Origin of the sequence: Mesorhizobium sp. J18, from assembly GCF_007829525.1 — a bacterium.
In the GTDB taxonomy this organism is placed as follows: Bacteria; Pseudomonadota; Alphaproteobacteria; order Rhizobiales; family Rhizobiaceae; genus VLJP01.
The window spans coordinates 72,790-92,708 of sequence record NZ_VLJP01000007.1; the positions used below are offsets into that span (position 1 = coordinate 72,790).

The following is a 19,919-nucleotide window of genomic DNA, read 5'->3' on the forward strand; positions in this document are numbered from 1 at the left end:
CCCGCCAGCAGGAACGACGGGCGCAGGAGCAACGCCGGGAACAGGAGCGCGCGCGTCAGCAGCAACAGCGGGCGCAGGAGCAGCGCCAGGAGCAACAACAGCGGGCGCGCCAGCAAGAACAACGAGCGCAAGAGCAACGCCAGGAACAGGAGCGCGACCGTCAGCAGCAACAGCGGGCACAAGAACGGCGTCAGGAACAGCAACGCGCTCGCCAGCAAGAGCAACGGGCGCAGGAGCAGCGCCAGGAACAGCAGCGCGCTCGTCAGCAGGAGCAACGAGCGCAAGAGCAGCGCCAGGAACAGCAGCGGACCCGCGAGCAGGAGGAACGTGCGCAGGAACAGCGCCGGCGTGCAAACGAGCGGGAACGCGCCCAAGAGCAACGTCAGGAAGATCGGCAGCAACGCGCAAGCGAGCGGCAACAGCGTCGGGAGGAGCTTCGGCGTCAACTTCGTCGCGAACTGGGTCGAGACGAACAGGCGCGCGAACGGGATGATTTACGCGACCGTCTGAGGGAGGAGCGCAGGGAGCGCGCCCGCCAGGAGGAAACCAATCAACGCTTGCGGGACAGGCTCCAGGAAGCACGAGACATAGAGCAGCGCGTACAGCAGCGGCGGCGGCTTTGGCTCGACCAGGCCGCACGCGCGCGGCGCGGCGAGATCGTGCGGCGCGACAATGATCGGATCATCATCCGCGAGAACAATCGTTTCATTGTCCGCCACGACGACAGCGACCGGTTCCGCTGGCGCGCCCGTGACTATGACGTCCGCCGCCAGGACAATGGATGGACGGAGACCGTGATCGTTCGTCCGGATGGCGTTCGTGTCGTCACCGTTACCGATGATTATGGCCGTATCGTCAGGCGTTATCGGGAATATCCTGACAGGAGGCGGGTCGTGCTGTTCAATAACCGTCCGAACTCGTGGCGGGACGATCCTCAGTATTACGTCGTCGACGTGCCTCCCCCTCGTGTAACGATTCCCTATGAACGCTATGTCGTTGAGCCGTCGGTTGCTTCGCCGGCGATGATCTATGAAGCGCTTACCGCGCCGCCAGTGCAGGAGCTCGAGCAGCGCTACACGCTCGATCAAGTGCTGCAAAACGATGATCTTCGCGATTACATGCCGCGCGTCGATCTTGATACCATCACATTCGACTTCGGCTCGGCGGAGGTCGCGGACGATCAGATCGACCGGCTCGAGGGAATAGGTGTCGCTATCGAAGAGGCGGTTGCGGAGGACCCGAACGAGGTGTTCCTGATCGAGGGGCACACGGATGCTGTCGGATCAGATCTCGACAATCTCGAATTGTCGGACCGCCGGGCGGAAGCCGTGGCCATGCTCCTGACCGACTATTTCGAAATTCCGCCGGAGAATCTGGTCACGCAAGGATATGGCGAGCAATACCTTAAGGTGGACTCGCAGGGGCCGGAACAGGAAAATCGGCGGGTCACGGTACGGCGCATCACGCCTTTGATCACATCCGAGGATTCGGAGAACCAGTAACGCCTTTACCGAAACGGCAACCTGCATCCGTGGTTGCCGTTTGCTTTCCCCTACATCCTGAACACGCCGAACTTGGTCTCCTTGATCGGCGCGTTCAAGGTAGCCGACAGGCTGAGGCCCAGCACCTCACGAGTCTTGGCCGGGTCGATGATGCCGTCGTCCCAGAGACGGGCCGAAGAGTAGATCGGCCGGCCTTCATGCTCGAACTTCTCCAGGATCGGACGCTTGAACTCGGCTTCCTCTTGCGGACTCCATTTGCCCCCTTTGCGCTCGATGCCCTCGCGCTTGACGATGGCGAGCACGGTAGCGGCCTGTTCTCCCCCCATGACGGAAATGCGCGCATTCGGCCACATCCACAGGAAGCGGGGCGAATAGGCGCGGCCGCACATGCCGTAATTGCCGGCGCCGAAGGAGCCGCCGATGATGAAGGTGAATTTCGGCACCTGCGCGGTGGCGACCGCCGTCACCAGCTTGGCGCCGTCCTTGGCAATGCCGCTGGCCTCGTATTTGCGCCCGACCATGAAACCGGTGATGTTCTGCAGGAAGACGAGCGGGATCTTGCGCTGGCAGCACAGCTCGATGAAATGAGCGCCCTTCAGCGAGCTTTCGGAGAAGAGCACGCCGTTGTTGGCGATGATGCCCACCGGCATGCCGTAGACATGGGCAAAACCGGTAACCAGCGTCGTCCCGTAATTCTGCTTGAACTCATCGAGTTCCGAGCCGTCGACAATGCGCGCGATCACCTCGCGCACATCATAGGGATAGCGTGAATCCTCCGGCACGATGCCGTAGATTTCCTTTGGGTCATAGGCGGGCGCCACGGGATCGCGCAATTCCAGCCCGATCTCCTTCTTGCGGTTCATGTTGCGCACGATGCGGCGCACGATAGCAAGCGCATGCGCGTCGTCCATGGCGTAGTGGTCGGCCACGCCGGATTCCCGCGTATGCACTTCCGCGCCGCCGAGTTCCTCCGCCGTCACGATTTCGCCGATGGCTGCCTTCACCAGGGGTGGGCCACCGAGGAAGATGGTCGCCTGATTCCGCACCATGATCGTCTCGTCCGACATGGCCGGCACATAGGCGCCGCCTGCCGTGCAGGAGCCCATCACGCAGGCGATCTGCGGAATGCCCGCAGCGGACATGTTGGCCTGGTTGTAGAAGATGCGGCCGAAATGCTCGCGGTCCGGGAAGACCGAATCCTGGTTCGGCAGGTTGGCGCCCCCCGAATCGACCAGATAGATGCAGGGCAGGTTGTTTTCCCTGGCGATCTCCTGCGCCCGCAGATGTTTCTTGACCGTCATCGGGTAGTAGGTGCCGCCCTTCACTGTTGCGTCATTGACGACGATCATCACTTCCTTGCCTTCGACGCGGCCGATGCCGGCGATCATTCCGGCGGAAGCGATGTCGCCCCCATACATGTCCCAGGCTGCGAATTGGCCGATCTCAAGGAAGGGAGCGCCGGGGTCGAGAAGCTGCGCCAGCCTTTCGCGCGGAAGCAGCTTGCCGCGCGCGACATGCCGCTCCCGCGCCTCTTGCGGGCCGCCGCGCTCGATGATTGCAGCCGTCTCACGCAATTCGGCAAGCAACGCCTCCATCCGGCTTGCATTGGTGCGGAAGGCTTCGGAGGAGGGGGAGACCTGGGACTGGATGACGGACATTTCTTCTCCCTAACGGATGAGTTCGATCTTGCAGCCGACATCGAGATCGGCCCATTTGCGGTCCGCGGTCAGGGCGACCGCGTTTTCACGGATGGCAAGCGCCAGGCAGGCGCGGTCGCCCAGGGAAAGGCCTCTGGATCTGGTGGCCGAGCGAAGCTTCCCGGCCAGGAGCGCGAGTTCGTTGTCGAACGGCCGGACTTGCAGGTTCAGGTCCTCCACGCGCAAGACCGCCAAATCGGTTCCGGTTCCTCTATCGATCTGCTTGGCGACGATTTCGGTGACGTTGACGGCGGAAATAAGGGCGGTCTCAAAAGCTTTTCGCGCCACTTCTCCGCCTTCCTCCGCGAACAAGAATGCCAGCACTGCCGAACTGTCGAGAACCGTCATTCCTCGCCCCACATGGCCCTGCGCTCGGCAAGAAATTCATCGACGATGCTTTCGCCCGGTTTCTTGTATTTCTGCATGTCGGCCTGGATTTTGCGCAGGTTCATGTCGTAGGAAACGACGTGCAGGACGCCATCCTCGACATGAGCGATGAGCGTGTCGCCCGGCTTGACACCCATGGCTTCGCGCATGGCCGCGGGTATGACAATCCTTCCGCCGTCCCCCAGTTTCAGCCTTTCGCGCGGAGGCGGCATCTTCAGAAGTTCCTCCCGAAGGCGGGTATTGTAGGAAGCCTGCGATTGCTCGCTGAACCCAGGCCTTTTGCTTTGCTTGGGCATGGCATTTTCCTTATTTTATGTCATTATACAAAGATTATGACATTAAGTCCGAGATATGCCAATAGCCGTTTTTCTTCGCTCTAGACGGCTTCCGCCATCATCTCCCGGCCGATCAGCCAGCGCCGGATCTCGCTGGTGCCGGCGCCGATCTCGTAGAGCTTGGCGTCCCGCAGCAGCCGGCCTGCCGGATAGTCGTTGATATAGCCATTGCCGCCGAGAAGCTGGATGGCGTCGAGCGCCATCTGCGTGGCGCGTTCGGCCGCATAGAGGATGCAGCCGGCGGCGTCCTTGCGGGTGGTCTCGCCGCGGTCGCAGGCCGCTGCTACGGCATAGACATAGGACCGGCAGGCATTCATGGTCGTATACATGTCGGCGAGCTTGCCCTGCACGAGCTGGAAATCGCCGATCCGCTGCCCGAACTGCTTGCGCTCGTGCACATAAGGCACGGCGACATCCAGACAGGCAGCCATGATGCCGATGGAGCCCCCGGAAAGCACGACGCGCTCATAGTCGAGACCCGACATCAGCACCTCGACGCCGCGGCCTTCCTCGCCCAGCACGTTCTCGAAAGGCACTTCGACGTCCTCGAAGACAAGCTCGCCGGTGTTGGAGCCGCGCATGCCGAGCTTGTCGAGCTTCTGTGCAACGGAAAATCCCTTGGTTGTGGTGTCCACGATAAAAGCCGTGATGCCGCGCGAGTGACGTTCCGGATCAGTCTTGGCATAGACGACAAGCGTATCGGCATCCGGCCCGTTGGTGATCCACATCTTGGTGCCGTTCAATACGTAACGGTCGTTCTTCTTCTCGGCGCGCAGGCGCATGGAGACGACGTCCGAACCGGAGCCGGATTCCGACATGGCGAGCGCCCCGACATGCTCGCCCGAGCAGAGTTTCGGCAGGTATTTTGCCTTCTGATCCTCGGTACCCCAGCGCCGGATCTGGTTGACGCAGAGATTGGAATGCGCGCCGTAGGACAGGCCGACCGAAGCGGAGGCTCGGCTTATCTCTTCCATCGCGACCGCATGGGCCAGATAACCCATGCCCGCGCCGCCATATTCCGGCTCCACCGTGATGCCGAGCAGGCCGACTTCGCCAAGTTCGCGCCAGAGATCGGCGGGGAACTCGTTGCTGCAGTCGATCTCGGCTGCCAGCGGCGCGATCCTTTCCTGTGCGAACCGGTGCGCCAGATCGCGCAGGGCGTCGATTTCTTCGCCTAGACCGAAATTCATCGAATGCATGTACATTCTACTCTCCCATTACGCAGAAATGCCCACAAGACGCATGGTCAGCTTGTGATAGGTGGCCGTCACTTCCTCGACGGAAAGGCGTTCGTCCGGCCTGAACCAGACGATGACGCCGGTGATCATCTGTATGATGGCCATGGCCGTCAGCACCGTATCGTCGATGCTGAAACGGCCGGTCTCCGCGCCTTCGCGCAGGATCTGCCGCAATTCCTTCTCATAGGCACTGCGCAGTTTCAGCACCTGGCTCAGCTTCTCGCGCGACAGGCTGCGAAGCTCCATATTGTTCACATGGGTCGAATGCCGGCGCGCCACATGGAAGCGGATGTGATTGCGCACGAAGGCGGCAAGCCGTTCGGCAGGGTCGTCCGACAAGGGACGCACGGACTGCCAGGCCGCAAGCAAGCCCTCCATATGCTCGCGCATAAGGCTGAAGAGAAGCTCTTCTTTGGTCGGATAATAGCGGTAAAGCGCCGCCGCCTGCACGCCCACTTTTGCCGCGAGCTGGCGCATGGAAACCGCCTCATAGCCGAAACGCGCGATCAGCCCGACAGCGGCCTCGCGAATGGCGGCCTCGGTCCTTTCACCGTCGGATCCGGCTGTGCGGGCCATGTTCATCCTCCTTCGGACATTAATAAAACGAACGTTCAATTAATTCAATGAAAATCGGGAATTAAGGAGATGTTAATATTGTGGCTATGGACAAATCGGCCGCTATGCGTTTGTTTGCATTTCGGGTTTGGGCAGGGAGGCAAGTAAAAAGCGGAACGGCACTGGTGGCGATCGGTGTCCGCCTGGGGACCGTTCCGATCCAACGGGTGAGGAAACAGCCGATGGCTCGATCCATCACAATGTCATGCGTGGCAGGCGCGTTGTGCCTGTGCTGGCTTGCCCAGGCACAGGCAGCCGACAACTCAGCCGAACAGGCCGTTTATCATGATTCCATCTTTTCCGGCGGGCGCTGGGGCGTTGCGGTCGGCGGCTTTGCAGGCTTCCAGCCCGCTTACGAAGGGGCGGACGAATACCGCTTCGTTGGCTTTCCTCTGGTCCTGCCGAAATTCTACGGCGAATCCTATGACGCGCCCCCGCGCTCCAGGATCACCTATCGCGGGATCGACGACATCCGCCTGACGGCATTGACGCTGGGCGGCCTCGATATCGGCCCGCTCGCCGGCTACAGCTTCGGCCGCGAAGAGAACCTGGCCGCCCGCCTGCAGGGCCTCGGCGATGTGGACGGAGGCATGACGGCGGGCGGTTTCGCCGCCTATCACTTCGACCCGTTCTTTGTCGATATTGCCTATAATGCGCAAATCACCGGCGACAGTGACACCGGCCACACCTGGCGGTTCGGCCTCGGCATGGACCACAATCTGTCCGAACGCCTGTCCATGTCCACCTATCTGAACAGTTCTTATGCTTCGAAGGATTATATGGACGCCTATTTCTCGGTCAGTCCGGCGCAGTCTGCCAATTCGGGCCTCGGCATTTATGATGCCGGTGCAGGCTTCAAGGATATCGGCCTCGATATCGGTTTCGACTACAGGCTCACCGAGCGCGTGACGATGACCACCAAGGCCGGCTATTCGCGCTTGCTTGGCGACGCCGCGGACAGTCCCGTCACCGAATCACGCAACCAGTTCTTCGGCGGCCTTGGCCTCACCTATACTTTCGGGCAGACCGACTGACGCAGGATTTCCCTATTCCGCCGCGCAACTGCGGCTTGCCTCGGCTATGGCTCCGGCCAGCTCGGCCTCGAAAAGCGCGATCTCGTCCGCCGGGCCGGTGCTGACGCGGATGCAGCGGTCGAGCACCGGCGCCATCGGCTTGCGCACGAAAATGCCGCGCGCAATCAGCGCCTGCATGATCTTGAGCGCGTAATCGCCGTCCCTGCCGCAATCCAGGGTGACGAAATTCGTGGCCGAGGGCAGGGGGTGCAGGCCGTGCGCCTCGGCAATGGCCGCGATGCGGTTCCGGCACGTCGCGACCTTGTCCACCACCTCGCGCAGGTAAGCCCGGTCGGCCAGCGCTGCCATTGCTGCCGTCTGCGCCATGCGCGTCATGCCGAAATGGTTGCGCACCTTGTCGAAGGCGCGGATCGCCTCCGTCTCTCCGATCGCATAGCCGCAGCGCAGGCCCGCGAGGCCATATGCTTTTGAGAAGGTGCGCAATCGCAGGATATTGGGCCGCGTCACGTCGAGGGCGGGGATGGCGGAAGCCGGTGCCGTTTCGCCATAGGCTTCGTCCAGGATCAGCATCGTCGTTTCGGGCAGGGCGGCGATGAAGCGTTCGATCTCGGCCGCCTCCCACCATGTCCCCATCGGATTGTCGGGATTGGAGACATAGACGAGCGCTGCGTTCTCGCGGCGGACGGCCTCAATCAGGCCGTCGAGGTCTTCGCGGTCATTCCTATAGGGCACGGTTACGAGCCTGCCGCCGAACCCCGCGACATGGTAATTGAAGGTGGGATAGGCGCCCAGCGAACTGACGACCGGCGCCCCCGGCTCGATATGGAGCCGCACGATGAGCCCCAGAAGCCCGTCAATGCCTTCGCCGACGGCAATGTTTTCGGGGGCGACGCCGAGATGCCGGGCGAGCGCCTGCTTCAGCTCGAAATTCTCCGGGTCGCCATATTTCCACATGTCGGCCGCCGCTTGCGCCATGGCTTCCACGACGCGCGGGGAAGGGCCGAATCCGCTTTCATTTGCGCCGAGCCGCGCACGGAACGGCTGTCCGCGCATGCGTTCCTGGGCCTCGGGGCCGACAAAGGGAACCGTGGCGGGCAGGGAGGCGGCAAGTGGCGTAAGCGGCGGGCGTTGCTGCATGAAAGGATGGCTCCAGCTTTCGGACCGGAAACCTACAATATCGGCCAAAGAATCGGAATGGATTTCAAGCTGCTGAGAGAGCGCTTTCCGGGCAAGGAAAAAACCCCGGCGGTTGCCCGCCGGGGTCTGGATATAGAGGCTGTCAGCCGCTCTTAGAAGTAGCGGGTGAAGCGGAGGAAGCCCGAAACGGAACCGTCGAGGTCTTCAACCTTGGTGTAGACGATTTCCGACCGAACCTCGAAGTTCGTGACCGGGGTCCAGACGAGGTTCAACTCGGCCAACCAGGCGTTGTCATCGGAGAAGTCGTCGCCGCCGTAGTAGAGGTCGGCGAGGTACTGACCACCAACGGACGCGCCGAATTCAGGCGTGAACTGGTGGTAGTACGATGCCATGACCGACCACTGGCTGGCTTCCCAGTACGAGTTCGGATCGGAGGCGTAGAAGCCGAGAACGCGCAGCGAATTCGCGCCGGCAGCACCCATATTGATGTGCGCACCGGCCGAAACGGCGAACGCATCGTCATCCGTAAAGGTGATCTCCGACGTGTTCTCGTCGTAGGCACCCGTCAACCACAGCGTGCCCCATCCCTGGGTCACGCCGATCTTGCCGACCACGTCCGGAACATAATTCGGATCGATGTCGTAATCGTCGCTTTCCAGCGAGAGCGTGGCGAAGAGGCCGTTACCGCCCGTGAAGTTATACTGGATGAAGGTCCGCTGATCGTTGCCATATTCCAGGCCGCCCCAGGAGTGCGAACCCCAGCCGGAGTCCCCACCGTTCGGGGTCGAGGTCCAGGCCGATTCCGAATAACCGGTACGGAAGCCGCCGAGAGACAGCCAGGCCTGGTCGATATTGACGCCGGGATCTTGATTCGGGATGACGTTGGTCGAGTTGCTCTGCACGCGGATATAGGAACGCAGCGTGCCCCACTCGGTCTCCGAACGCGCGTCGAAGTTGATGCGGGCGCGCAGGAACTTGTCGTACTCGTCAGGGTCGAAGCCGTGATAGTTCGGCGAGTCGTTAACGCCGTCATCACTGGTGGCGCCGACCTGGTAGAAGACATAGCCCGAGATCTGCAGGCAGGTTTCGGTGCCGGGAATGTAGAAGAAGCCGGCGCCGTAGACGTCACAGACGCGGACATATTCCATCGGCTCCGGCTCGGGCACAACGATCGCGTCGGCGGCCCGGGCACCGGTCGCAGCAGCCATCACAGCCGCCGAGCCGATGAGAAGGCTCTTGAGTTTCATGTTCTGACCTCCAGTCAAAGTTCATAAACGGGTCTGGGTTTGTTTGCTGAAGGACAGCGTTCCCTGCCCCATCCCCAATGCAACGAAAAAGACACCTCGTATGCGCCTTCTTCGAAGCCGACATTACTCATGGGGTGGACCGGTTCAACAAGGATTGCGCCGGGAACTCGGCAGCCGGCTCGCTATAGGAGAGGGCTGTTGCACAAATGACACGAATTGAGGGGGTGAAGTAAGAAACTGTTTACGATACCGGCTGGGTTTCGACGATTTTATGCTCGAAAGACCGGTTCATGCGCCCTGTCGGAGAAGCTCTGCGAATCGTGGCGCCGGGGAGAGGAATCACCGGCGGAGTACTCCGCCGGTGACATTGCATCAGGCTCAGATCAGAAGCTGCGGCGGAACCACATATATCCGCCGAGCGACCCATCCAGGCCATCGGCCTTGATGTAGTTGACCTCGGTGCGGATGTCGAAGTTCTGCACCGGCTCCCAGACGAGCGAGCCTTCGACCGAGAACATGTCTGTTCCGCTGGGAAGGTCGCGCACCTCGGACCAGTACTGGCCGCCGAGCGATGCGAAGACCGTCTCGGTGACTGCCTGGCCATAGGACGCCTGGACCGACCACTCCGACGTATCCCAATAGACATTGTAATCGTCGGAATAGAAGGCGTTCACCTTGAGCGAGGCGTCCTGGATGCTTGGGATGTTCAGATGGATGCCGGCCCTCGCTGCGAAGGTGTCCAGCGATTCGTCATAGCCGACCAGGCCGTGGATCGTGCCCCAATTCGCGGCATAGCCGACCTTGCCGACCACATCCGGAATATAGTTCTCTTCATGGCCGTCGACGAGATCGCCATGATAGTCGTCGCTTTCCAGCGAGATCGTGGCGAAGAAGCCTTCGCCCGTTCCGAAATTGTACTGCACGGCCGTGCGGTAGCTGTCGCCATAGTCGAGGCCGTCATCGGAATGGGTGCCGTCGTTGGAATCGCCGCCGTTGAAGGTTCCGGCGAAGGCCGACTGCATGTAGCCGACGGCGAAGCCGCCGAGCTGGATGAAGGCGAGATCGAGTCCGACGTCAGGGTCGTCGTTAGGCGTAATCGGACCCTCCGAAGCCTGGAGGCGGATATAGGCGCGCAGCGTGCCCCATTCGGTCTCCGAACGGGCGTCGAAATTGATGCGGGCGCGGATCTGCTTGTTGTACTCGTCCGGCTCGAAGCCGTACCAGTTACCCGTTTCGTCGGCGTCGCCATCATCGCTGGTGGCGCCGACGATATAGCGGACATAACCCGAAATCTGCAGGCAGGTCTCGGTCCCCGGAATATAGAAGAAGCCGGCACCGTAGACGTCGCAGACGCGGACATATTCCATCGGCTCCGGCTCGGGAATCACGATGGCGTCGGCGGCAAATGCCGGACCGCCCAGGACCAGGGCCCCCAACGGCAGGGCAAGTGCTCTGGCGATTTTCATCTTGTTGTCTCCAAATTTAAAGGCGCTTGGGAAGGAGGCCGCAAAAAGCAGCACCCAAACGCTGAATAGGTGATTTGGAGACGCCGGTATACGGCAAACAAAGGCAAATGAGACGTAAATGTGGCGCCTGTAGCAAAAATGCCACTAGGGACTATACTTGCAGAAAAGGCACCAATACATGCGACTTGCTTATTTTAGCACTTTCGCATGAGACGGATTGTGGCAGCCGGATGACGACATTCAGGCTCTGACGTTCAGGCTATCCGGAGACCGGCCGGCACGGCAAGCCGGATTGCGAAAACCGCATGTTGATTGTCGGGCCGGTTTTCTTTATCCAGCAGAGCGCGCCGGAGAGGTGGCCGAGTGGTCGAAGGCGCTCCCCTGCTAAGGGAGTAGGCCCCAAAAGGGCCTCGTGGGTTCGAATCCCATCCTCTCCGCCACTTCAGTCCCTGAGTGGGCACTGAGTTTACGCCACTACCCGCCACCAGCGTCTGTAGCAGCCGGGACTTCGATCCCATGATACGAACCTCGCCCTCAGCGACCTCGACGCGCTGGGCCAGTGCGCGCAGGTGGTCGCGGCGATAGCCGCCGCTTTCCAGCCGGATACGCTCGCGGGCGGTTGCGGCGAAGTTGCGCAGCATCTGCGGCGTCACTGCCTTCTGTCCTGTGTTCTGGAGCATGGCCTGCGCCCGCTCGGCATCGGCCCTGGCCTGATCGCGGATGGCCTTAAGGCCCTCGATGCGGTCTTTCAGCGCCGGGTCGTCCAGATCGGCGACGCCTGCCTCGATGGCGTCATAGAGCCGCTTGAGGCGCAGTTCCGATTCGGCAGAGCGCTTGTTGAGTTCGGCGATATGCTCGCGGCGTCGCTCGGCGTGTTCCTCCCTGCGGTCGAGCGCGGCGGCAAGAACCGTTTCCAGCCGCTCGGGTTGAAGCAACTGCTTTTCAAGGTGATCGACGACCAGATCGTCCAGCTTTTCCATCGGCACGGCCATCCCGGTGCAGGCGGTCGGCCCCTGCCGCGCTTTCATCGAGCAGGCATAGTAGCGGTAGCGCCCGCCCTTGCCGGTGCGGATGGTCATGGCTCCGCCGCACCTGGCGCAATGGATCAGGCCGGTCAGCATGGTCGGGCCGCTGATGACGCGGGACGGCATGACCTTGGGATTGCGGGCCTTCAGCAGCTTCTGAACCGCCTCGAACGTCTCCCTGTCGATGATCGGCGGGACCGGCACGACAACGATTTCGGTCTTGGGCTTGAGTTCCTTGGTCTTGCTGCGCTTGTTGAACTCATGCTCCCCCATATAGGTGCGGCGGGTCAGAATGCGGTGAACCTGACCGATGCCCCAACGCCCGCCGTCGCGGGTGAAGATGCGGCGGCTGTTGAGATAGGAGACGATGTTCTTGACGCCCATCTGACCGGTCGTGCCGTCGCCTTCCAAAGCAAGGCGATAGATCAACCGCACCGTATCAGCATGGAGCGGGTCGATCTCCAGCTTCTTCTTGACCTTCGCGCCGCGCTGCTCGGCGGCGACAGTGCGATAGCCGATAGGAGGCAGCGAGCCGTTCCAGAAGCCTTGCCGTGCATTCTCCTTCAAGGCCCGCATGACGTGCTTGGCGTTTTCCTTGGACTGGTATTCATCGAACAGCGCCATGATCTGCCGCATCATGACGTGCATGGGGTCATCGCCCATTTCCTGCGTGATCGAAACCAGCTTCACGCCGTTCTTGGCCAGCTTGCGAACGTAGAACTCAAGCTCGAAGTGATCGCGGAAGAAGCGGCTGAACGAGTGGACGACGACCACATCGAAGGGCGCGGGCTTCGACGTTCCCGCCTCGATCATGCGCTGGAACTCGGGGCGGCGGTCGTTAGTCGCCGACGCGCCGGGTTCGATGAAGGTTTCGACCAGTTGCAGCCCGCGCGCCTCGCAATAGGCTTCGCCCTGCCGCTTCTGGTCGGGAATGGAAACATCATGCTCGGCCTGCCGCGCCGTCGAGACGCGCAGATAAAGGGCGGCGCGTAACATCACCCGATGCTGGGATTCGCCATTGCTCGAAGTTGTCATGGGGCTTCTCCCGACAAAAGGCGCTGTGCAGTCGCAACAGGCAGATACAGGGTATTGGGCCGGTTCGTCAGCGGCGTGAATCCGAAGGCCTCGTAGAAGGCGGCGGCTTTCCCGTCGATGGCGTCGGCGAATATGGCGTGAGCGCCTATCGGCGCTTCGGCCACGGTCCTGATGGCGTCGAACAACAGCGCCTCGCCTAGCCCTAGTCCGGTGTAGGATTGATCGCGGCCAAGCCAACCGATCAACACCGCCGGGACGGTCGGGTAGCGCGGCAATCGGCTTGCCAGCGGCTCGGGTACGGCGGTCAGCGGGACGTTGCTCGATGACAGCGTATAGAAGCCCGCGATCCGGTCGGTCTCAAGGTCGCGGGCAACGAAGCAGGTCGCATATCGGCGCTTGATGTCCTGCGTGACCGCCTCGCGGAAATAGCGGTCTATCCGCTCGTTGCCGCACGAGAACGTCTTGCGCTGGTGGGCCTTGGTCAGCGCCTCTATCGCGAACCTTGCACTCACCGGGGCGCGATCAGGTCAGCATGGCGCTTCGCCGCGCGGGCGAGACGGGCGTTCGGCGCGGGCGGATCAATCAGCGCCTTGGCAAAGCGCATCTGGTCTTCGGCAGCCAGACGCAGGACGTCGGCTTCCTCGACCGTGCGGCGGGCATCCTCGCCTGCCGTGGCGATGAGATAGCCGGTCAGCGTCATGCCGCGCAGTCTGGCCGCGCGCTGCATCTGCTCATAGACATGGACGGGAACGCGCGCCTCAAGGCGAGCGGTTTCGATTTCACTTGCGGGTCTGGGCATGGCTGATCTCCTTGCCGAGATTATATACGGCATATTGCCGGGTGTATCAAGGATCGGATGAGCCGAACAGTTCATCGAACAGGTCGCCGAACCAGCGCTCGAACACCTCGATTTCGGCTTCAGTGACCGGAATGGGATCGGGCCAGTCATCGGTCACGGTCCATGTGCTGAGGTCGTGCCTGGGCGGCCTGCCGGGGAACGGCCACGGATAGCCCAGCAGTTCCTCAAGCTGCTCCGATACGGTGGGAGGCCGCTTGGGTCGTCGGGAACGGGACGCATTGTCCGCGCCATCATCATTATCCGCGCGGACACGTCTCAGATCGGCAGGCCCGCCGGACTTAGCGGGCCTCATCGGTTTCCCTTTCCGGCCGCCACCTGACCGGATCGGCAAACCAGCGGTTGATGTCGGATTCCCGCCAGCCGGCACCGTTGGTGCTGATCTTGAGCTGAGCGGGAAAGGTGCCCTCTTTGATCTTGCGGTAGATGGTGGATCGCGACAGACCGGTGCGGGCGCGAACGGTGTCAAAGCGGATGATACGATCTGGCTGGCGCATGGCCGCATTGCCTCCTTCTGGCTGGTTCTGATGATTGCAGAGACCAGTCGGGAGAAGGAATTACCGTTGTACAACAGATATTTAGCCGCCGTAGGGCTATGGCGTGCGACCGGCGGCAAATAGGACGGTTGTCGTAGCCGATATTCGGCCCGCTACTGGCGCGTATTGTTGATGAAGGCCAGTTCCGGTCGAAGCACAGGGCGATTCGGTCCAGGCCTCTACTGCCCTGGAATCAACCCACCACCGTGCAGGCGACCACTGGTACATGGGAGCGCCGGCGCTCCCACCAAGCCTTTGCTGCTTCCTCACGCTTTGCCAGGCCATGAAGCGGGCTGTCCAGGCTGGCGCGGAACGCGCCACCGCGGAGCGGCTGCGGCCTTGACTGCCCGGTTCAGGTCCGGCCCCATACATGGAAGCAGAAAAGGATCGTTCCGAACCTTCCGGTTCCAAATCCTCGCCAAGCCATTCCGCACACCCCAGATGGGCGAAGCAGCGTGCGGCTACATTCCGATATCCAACCCCCGTCCTCTGCCAAGACCAAGGCCGAGGGCAAGATCGCGCCCGACGCCCATCCCTGTATCAAAGGAGATGCCGAGTTCGCGCTTGCGGTTGGCAAGCAGGGATTCGAGCTGCGGATCGCGTTGCAATCCATCGACCATATTGCCCAATTCGGCCCGTGCCGCCCTGTGGCCGGAATAGTTCCCCGCCGCATACTGCTGCTCGCTGGTATGTTTGAGTTCCTGGAAGCGTTCGACGAACCGGTCGGCACGCAGTTCGGGGTTCTGGCGCATTTCGGTTTCCAGTTGCAGGGCGCGTTTGGCCGGGGCGGCGCGATTAGGATCGCCAGAGGCGACATCGGCGGCAAATTCCGGGTTCTTCTTGTAAACCGCTTCAGCATCGTGGGAACCGTGCGGCCGGAGTTCGTTAAATCCGGCACGGGCTTCGTGCAGCTCCTGCACCTGCTCAGGCGTCGCAGCAATGCCCCTTTCCTGTGCCGCGAAGATCGCATCCACGGCGCGGGCATGACGAACGAAGCTCTGCCCGGACCTGGCGCGACGCAAGAGTTCTTCCGGCTCAATGCCGGTCTCGCGTGATGTGGCTTCAAGGTCGCGTTGAACCTCTCGTCTTGCCACCTCCCTGTCCGGACCTGCGGGAACATGTTCACCGGGAGAGCGCAGGCTATCGATATAATCGTCCAAGGCATCGCGCATGCGCTCCGGCATCAGCCTGCGCATGATCTGGGCGATGCGAGCACGGAAGGTGATGCCGCGCCGCTCGGCATAATCCTGCGCCGGGTCGATCTGCTGTTGGTCATAGTCAGTCGCCATGTCCTTGGCGCGGTCCCGCGACAGGGTATTCACCAGTTTGTCCTGGCTGGCGAAGTCGTCGCGGCCGTAGTGCAGGTCTATGCCGTCGCGGTGACGTGACAGGGCGACATAGCTGCCATGGGCGTCCAATCCCGGTGTTGCCAGCACATGCGTCCGATCCACTGTCATGCCCTGCGATTTGTGGATGGTCGCCGCATAGCCGTGGTCGATGCGGTCGTAATCCTTGAGGTCGAAGGCAATGGAGCGGCCATCGTCGGTGCGGACGGACATGGATTGAGTGCTCACGTCCTCGATGGTGCCGAGCGTGCCGTTCTTGACGCCAAGCCCGCGCTCGTTTTGCAGGAACATGACGCGATCCCCGGCGGCGAAGCTGCGTTCGCCGCGCTCGACCGTGACACGCACATCCTCGCCCAGATCGCCTGCATCGCGCATCCGGTCGCGGGCGGCCTCATTGAGTTCGCGCACCTCCGCATTGGTGTGGGTGAGGATGATGCGAGTAGCATCCGGTGATGCCTGCCGGTCACGGTCCCAGCGCTCGATCAGATCGTCGCGGGCCTGTTCCCGAGTCTGGGCCTCATGCACCATGTCGTGTGCGTCATAGGCATGAATCGCATCTTGGATTTTACCGGTTGCCAGATCGCGGGTGGCGTCCCGCTGCCAGTCCTCACGCTGGCGGCGCACGGTTTCGATTTCGACGCCGCCATGCAGCTCATGGATGGACCGGAACGCCGCGCCCGCCTCGATGGATTGCAATTGCTGCGGATCGCCGACCAGCACCACCTTGGCCCCGGCTTCTGCCGCATGGGAGAGCACGCGTTCCAATTGCCGCGTGCCGACCATGCCCGCCTCGTCGATCACCAGCACATCGCGGGAAGTCAGCATGTCGCGCCCCTGTCCCCAGCCATGTTCCATGCTGGCGATGGTGCGCGAAGCAATGCCCGATCCGCTTTCCAGATTTTCCGCCGCGATGCCGGAGAGGGCAACGCCACGGACCTCATAGCCTGCCGCCTCCCAAGCTTCCTTTGCCACGCCGAGCATGGCGCTCTTTCCCGTTCCGGCATAGCCGACGACAATGCCGAGATCACGCCCGTCGGTGACATGGGCAAGTGCATCGGCCTGCTCGCCGGACAGGACAAGGCCGCGCTGTTCGGCGCGAGCCAAAGCGGCCTCCCTGTCCCTGTCGCTGACCTCATGCAATTCTTTCTCGGCCATCAGTTCGGCGGCGCGGTGCAGCCTCTGTTCCGCCTCGATCATGTCGTGCGTGGTGAACCGATCCTCGCCGCGTCCGTCCTTGCCGAGTTCGACAAGATTGGGCGCGTTCTCTATGGCGTTCGTAACCTCATTGAACTGATCGATGCCATCGCTGTGCCGGTGCGCAAACATCGCCATGTCGCGCCGCGTGAAGGTCGATTGCTGATGCGTGATGGCGTCCAATGCAATTGAAGGATCGGCGATGATGCGCTCGCCATTGTTGCGGGCGATCTCGCGGTGCATGTCAGCGCGGTCGGCGGCTTCGATGCCATCAATCTCGATGCGCTGTGCGGGTGCGCCAATCTGGGTTTGCGGCTCAAGCCCAATCCCCTGCGCCTCAAGGCTGCGATGGTCGATGCGGGCGTCGATGTCGAGTTCGGCCAGCCGCTCGTTGACATGCTCTGCCCAGCGTTCGCGCCAGCGCTCCACCATCTCTGTTCGGTTCCAGTCCCGCACCTTCGGGCCGAAACCGTTCTCGTCCACGCTGCGCATGGTGAGCATGACATGGGCATGGGGTTTGGGCATGCCGTCCTCGCCAACATCCCAATGCACATTGAGGTCGGCGATCATGCCTTGATCGACAAATTCGGATTGAACGAAGTCGCGGGCCAATTCGATGCCCTGCGCCTGTGTCATCTCGCGCGGGATCGCAAATTCCACCTCACGGGCGAGCTGGGCATCCTTCCTGACCTCGAACGCCTCGACGTCATTCCAGAGCCGTTCGCGGTCGGACCATTGTTCGGGCGCGCCGTCGGGCAGCATGATCTCGGAATGCACCACGCCGCGCTTGTTGGAAAAGTCCTGCACGCGGTCCAGCCGCTCGTCGCGCAGCCGCGAGGCCGAGCGGTAGGCGGCAGACGCCACCGCGCTCGACCCGGCCTTGCGGCCAATGACCTTGACGTGAAGATGATAGATCGCCATCGCGATCAAGCATTGGCACGACAAAGCGCACGTCGGAACGACGTATAAGCGCGCCCTCCCTCGAAAAAATCTCGGGATGGACCGCCCCGTGCCACACCGTCCCGGCAACAATACTGCGTTCTGCTGTCCGCGCAACTATCATCGCTGCATCAGCCAACCAACGAGGTGATGGAGAGGCACATGCGCAAGCCACGGGACTATGATTCGGAACTCAAAGCGCTGGAGGACAAGGCCAAGGAACTGAAAGCCAAAAAGGTGCAGCAACTCGGCGAACTGGTTATTGCCACCGGGGCGGATGCGCTCAGCGCCGACGAATTGGCCGGGGCGCTTGTCGCACTGACCGAGACCACCGATGCCGGAAAAAAGCAGTCGTGGGCGAAGCGCGGGGCGGCGTTCTTTCACAGCCGGTCGAGGCGATCTGGAAGGACGGCTGAACGCGACAGCGGCAGCGCTCAAACGCAACCGGGCGGCACGCAACCGCCATCAGGCAGCACAGGCACGGCATGACATGCGCACATGGCAGGTCGAGCGCCGCGAGCGTACCCGCCACCTGATCGAACTCGGCGGTCTTGTCGTCAAAGCGGGCATCGTGGACATGACCGGCGATGACCGCGCCATGATCTACGGCGCGATGATCTGGATGGCCGAAAAGCTCAAAAGCGAGGATGGTGAACATGCGCGCGGCGTCTGGACGAAACTCGGAAGATGGCGTTCGACGCAGATCGTGGCGGAGCGAGTATCTTTGTCACGCAAGAACGGCCGGCCGTAATCGGCGGGTTAGCGCGCAGACTGCGGCGGTTGTCGCGGAAGGTCCTCCGTCGGTTAAAACAGTCGGAGTTCCCAAAACGAAGAGGCGACGGCAGATGGAGTATTTTTGCGGGCTTGACGTATCGATTGACGAAACTGCGGTTTGCGTTGTCGACGAGCAGGGTGAGGTGCATCTTCAGGCGACGGCGGTGACGGACGCCGAAGCGCTGTTTGCGGTTCTCAAACCTTATTTGCCGCGGCTGCGGCGTGTCGGCCATGAAGCTGGCTCGTTGTCACCATGGCTGCACCCTGAAATGCTGAAGCTCGGCCTGCCGGCGATCTGCCTGGAGACGGTGCATGTGCGCGCGGCAATGTCGGCGCAGCGCAACAAGACTGACAAGGCGGATGCGCTCGGCATCGCCCATATCATGCGCACCGGCTGGTTCCGCCGGGCGCATGTGAAGACGGAAGGTTGCTACCGGATGCGGCTTTTGCTGACGCACCGGCGCAACCTGAAGCGCAAGTTCCTCGATCTGGAAAACGCCATCCGTCATTCGCTGAAGGCGTTCGGGATCAGACTCGGCGGCATCGGGCGCGGCAAATTCGACGCGGCCGTGCGGGAGGCGGTGGCGGATGATCCGTTCACCACCGACCTGATGGAGGTGATGCTGACGGCGCGCGCGGCGCTGTGGAAGGAATATTGCCGGCTGCACGATCTGGTGGTGAAGATGGTGGCGCAAAGCGAGCTGTGCCGTCGCTTCATGGCGATCCCTGGAGTCGGGCCGGTGACGGCGTTGTCGTTCATGACGGCGATCGACGATCCGTCGCGCTTTCGACGCTCACGCGACGTTGCCGCCTACTTCGGGCTGACCTCGCGACGATGGCAGTCGGGTACGTCGATCGACGTGAAGGGGCGCATCTCGAAGGCTGGCGACGCTGATGTGCGCCGCGCGCTCTACGAAGCGGCGTCGGCGCTTATGACGCGGTTCAAGGGCAAGGACAGTCTCAAGATGTGGGGTGCGGCGCTCGCCAAACGCTCCTGTCATCGCAAGGCGGTGGTGGCGGTGGCGCGCAAGCTGGCGGTGATCATGCACGCCATGTGGAGCGCTGGCACGTTCTATACAGGCGCTCCGAATGACGGGGCAGCGCAGGCTGATGCGCGCCAGATGCGCAAGGAACGCAAGCTTCTGGGGGCGCACGCATGATCGCGACAGCGCTGATGAAAACTCCACGGCCGTCACGGTGACGGCCGCAAACTGAACAGAGGAATCCGCGCGAGCGGATGAGGACTGGTGCAGACGAGGAATGACGGGAAGCACGATATCTTGCCTGCGGCCGCGCCGATCGTAAGACGGCCGGGCCGCGCCGGAGTGCCTGTGATGTGCCCTGTGAATCCGATGGCAAAATGCACCGCGACGGAAAAAGCGCTGCCTCTCAAACGCAGCCCGATCACCCCGTCGCAGAGTGCGGACAAGTGCACGGCGCGCCAGAACTCATGCTTGTAGATGTTCTTTTGCGAACAAACAGTGTGCAGATCATGATGAGGAAAAAGGATGTATCAAGATGAGCAAAACAGTCGTGAAAGTAGAGCCGATTACAAG

20 protein-coding genes and 1 tRNA gene are annotated in these 19,919 nt (G+C 61.9%); 7 read left to right on the plus strand and 14 right to left on the minus strand.

Annotation, left to right across the window (positions count from 1 at the left end; genetic code table 11):
- Nucleotides 1–446, minus strand: a 446-nt coding sequence (locus L598_RS21365; protein ID WP_186444929.1) for a hypothetical protein, incomplete at its 3' end; no start/stop codon positions are given.
- A gap of 111 nt (nt 447–557) precedes the next feature.
- Here L598_RS21365 and L598_RS04195 point away from each other — a divergent pair.
- Nucleotides 558–1,502, plus strand: coding sequence for an OmpA family protein (locus L598_RS04195; RefSeq protein WP_210244966.1), 945 nt, complete (start codon nt 558–560; stop codon nt 1,500–1,502).
- A gap of 50 nt (nt 1,503–1,552) precedes the next feature.
- On the opposite strand, the gene L598_RS04200 is transcribed toward L598_RS04195, so the two are convergent.
- The 5 genes from L598_RS04200 to L598_RS04220 all read right to left on the minus strand — a co-directional run bounded on the left by L598_RS04200 (nt 1,553) and on the right by L598_RS04220 (nt 5,735).
- Entirely contained in the window at nt 1,553–3,160 is a 1,608-nt protein-coding gene (locus L598_RS04200) for a carboxyl transferase domain-containing protein (protein ID WP_144860683.1), read from the minus strand.
- Between the two features lie 9 nt (nt 3,161–3,169).
- On the minus strand, nt 3,170–3,547 hold the full coding sequence (locus tag L598_RS04205) for a type II toxin-antitoxin system VapC family toxin (RefSeq protein ID WP_144860685.1): 378 nt from the start codon (nt 3,545–3,547) through the stop codon (nt 3,170–3,172).
- Nucleotides 3,544–3,882, minus strand: a complete 339-nt coding sequence (locus L598_RS04210; protein WP_144860687.1) for an AbrB/MazE/SpoVT family DNA-binding domain-containing protein — start codon at nt 3,880–3,882, stop codon at nt 3,544–3,546. Before L598_RS04210 ends, L598_RS04205 begins: the two co-directional genes overlap by 4 nt.
- 80 nt (nt 3,883–3,962) lie before the next feature.
- Nucleotides 3,963–5,126, minus strand: a complete 1,164-nt coding sequence (locus tag L598_RS04215) for an isovaleryl-CoA dehydrogenase (RefSeq protein ID WP_144860689.1) — start codon at nt 5,124–5,126, stop codon at nt 3,963–3,965.
- Nucleotides 5,127–5,138: 12 nt separating this feature from the next.
- On the minus strand, nt 5,139–5,735 hold the full coding sequence (locus L598_RS04220; RefSeq protein ID WP_144860691.1) for a TetR/AcrR family transcriptional regulator: 597 nt from the start codon (nt 5,733–5,735) through the stop codon (nt 5,139–5,141).
- 221 nt (nt 5,736–5,956) lie between these two features.
- Here L598_RS04220 and L598_RS04225 point away from each other — a divergent pair, with 221 nt between their 5' ends.
- Entirely contained in the window at nt 5,957–6,808 is an 852-nt protein-coding gene (locus tag L598_RS04225; protein ID WP_186444930.1) for a MipA/OmpV family protein, read from the plus strand.
- 12 nt (nt 6,809–6,820) lie between these two features.
- Here L598_RS04225 and L598_RS04230 read toward each other — a convergent pair whose 3' ends face one another.
- The 3 genes from L598_RS04230 to L598_RS04240 all read right to left on the minus strand — a co-directional run bounded on the left by L598_RS04230 (nt 6,821) and on the right by L598_RS04240 (nt 10,658).
- Nucleotides 6,821–7,945, minus strand: a complete 1,125-nt coding sequence (locus L598_RS04230) for a pyridoxal phosphate-dependent aminotransferase (RefSeq protein WP_144860695.1) — start codon at nt 7,943–7,945, stop codon at nt 6,821–6,823.
- Between the two features lie 152 nt (nt 7,946–8,097).
- The gene (locus L598_RS04235) at nt 8,098–9,192 is read right to left on the minus strand and encodes a porin (protein WP_144860697.1); all 1,095 of its coding nucleotides are present in this window, start codon (nt 9,190–9,192) and stop codon (nt 8,098–8,100) included.
- A gap of 383 nt (nt 9,193–9,575) precedes the next feature.
- Nucleotides 9,576–10,658 carry a porin gene (locus L598_RS04240; protein WP_144860699.1) on the minus strand — a complete coding sequence of 361 codons (1,083 nt, stop codon included), beginning with the start codon at nt 10,656–10,658 and terminating at the stop codon, nt 9,576–9,578.
- A gap of 349 nt (nt 10,659–11,007) precedes the next feature.
- Between L598_RS04240 and L598_RS04245 the strand changes: the two genes are divergently transcribed.
- Nucleotides 11,008–11,098 (plus strand) — tRNA-Ser (locus L598_RS04245).
- 129 nt (nt 11,099–11,227) lie between these two features.
- Nucleotides 11,228–12,676 (plus strand): hypothetical protein, encoded by a 1,449-nt coding sequence (locus tag L598_RS21710; protein WP_246658631.1) that lies wholly within the window; start codon nt 11,228–11,230, stop codon nt 12,674–12,676.
- A gap of 38 nt (nt 12,677–12,714) precedes the next feature.
- Here L598_RS21710 and L598_RS04260 read toward each other — a convergent pair whose 3' ends face one another.
- The 5 genes from L598_RS04260 to traA form a co-directional block, all read right to left on the minus strand.
- On the minus strand, nt 12,715–13,230 hold the full coding sequence (locus L598_RS04260) for a GNAT family N-acetyltransferase (protein ID WP_144860701.1): 516 nt from the start codon (nt 13,228–13,230) through the stop codon (nt 12,715–12,717).
- Nucleotides 13,227–13,517 (minus strand): DUF1778 domain-containing protein, encoded by a 291-nt coding sequence (locus tag L598_RS04265; protein ID WP_186444931.1) that lies wholly within the window; start codon nt 13,515–13,517, stop codon nt 13,227–13,229. Before L598_RS04265 ends, L598_RS04260 begins: the two co-directional genes overlap by 4 nt.
- Before the next feature lie 46 nt (nt 13,518–13,563).
- Complete coding sequence (locus L598_RS04270; RefSeq protein ID WP_144860705.1) at nt 13,564–13,869, minus strand: hypothetical protein; 306 nt, start codon at nt 13,867–13,869, stop codon at nt 13,564–13,566.
- Nucleotides 13,856–14,071 (minus strand): AlpA family phage regulatory protein, encoded by a 216-nt coding sequence (locus L598_RS04275; protein WP_144860707.1) that lies wholly within the window; start codon nt 14,069–14,071, stop codon nt 13,856–13,858. Before L598_RS04275 ends, L598_RS04270 begins: the two co-directional genes overlap by 14 nt.
- Nucleotides 14,072–14,571: 500 nt before the next feature.
- Nucleotides 14,572–17,571 carry a Ti-type conjugative transfer relaxase TraA gene (gene traA, locus L598_RS04280; RefSeq protein ID WP_144860709.1) on the minus strand — a complete coding sequence of 1,000 codons (3,000 nt, stop codon included), beginning with the start codon at nt 17,569–17,571 and terminating at the stop codon, nt 14,572–14,574.
- Nucleotides 17,572–17,751: 180 nt separating this feature from the next.
- Here traA and L598_RS04285 point away from each other — a divergent pair, with 180 nt between their 5' ends.
- The 3 genes from L598_RS04285 to L598_RS04295 all read left to right on the plus strand — a co-directional run bounded on the left by L598_RS04285 (nt 17,752) and on the right by L598_RS04295 (nt 19,523).
- Nucleotides 17,752–18,078 (plus strand): conjugal transfer protein TraD, encoded by a 327-nt coding sequence (locus tag L598_RS04285; RefSeq protein WP_186444932.1) that lies wholly within the window; start codon nt 17,752–17,754, stop codon nt 18,076–18,078.
- 1 nt (nt 18,079) lies between these two features.
- Entirely contained in the window at nt 18,080–18,340 is a 261-nt protein-coding gene (locus L598_RS04290; RefSeq protein WP_144860713.1) for a conjugal transfer protein TraD, read from the plus strand.
- Nucleotides 18,341–18,434: 94 nt separating this feature from the next.
- Nucleotides 18,435–19,523, plus strand: a complete 1,089-nt coding sequence (locus L598_RS04295; protein WP_144860715.1) for an IS110 family transposase — start codon at nt 18,435–18,437, stop codon at nt 19,521–19,523.
- Nucleotides 19,524–19,919: the final 396 nt, after the last annotated feature.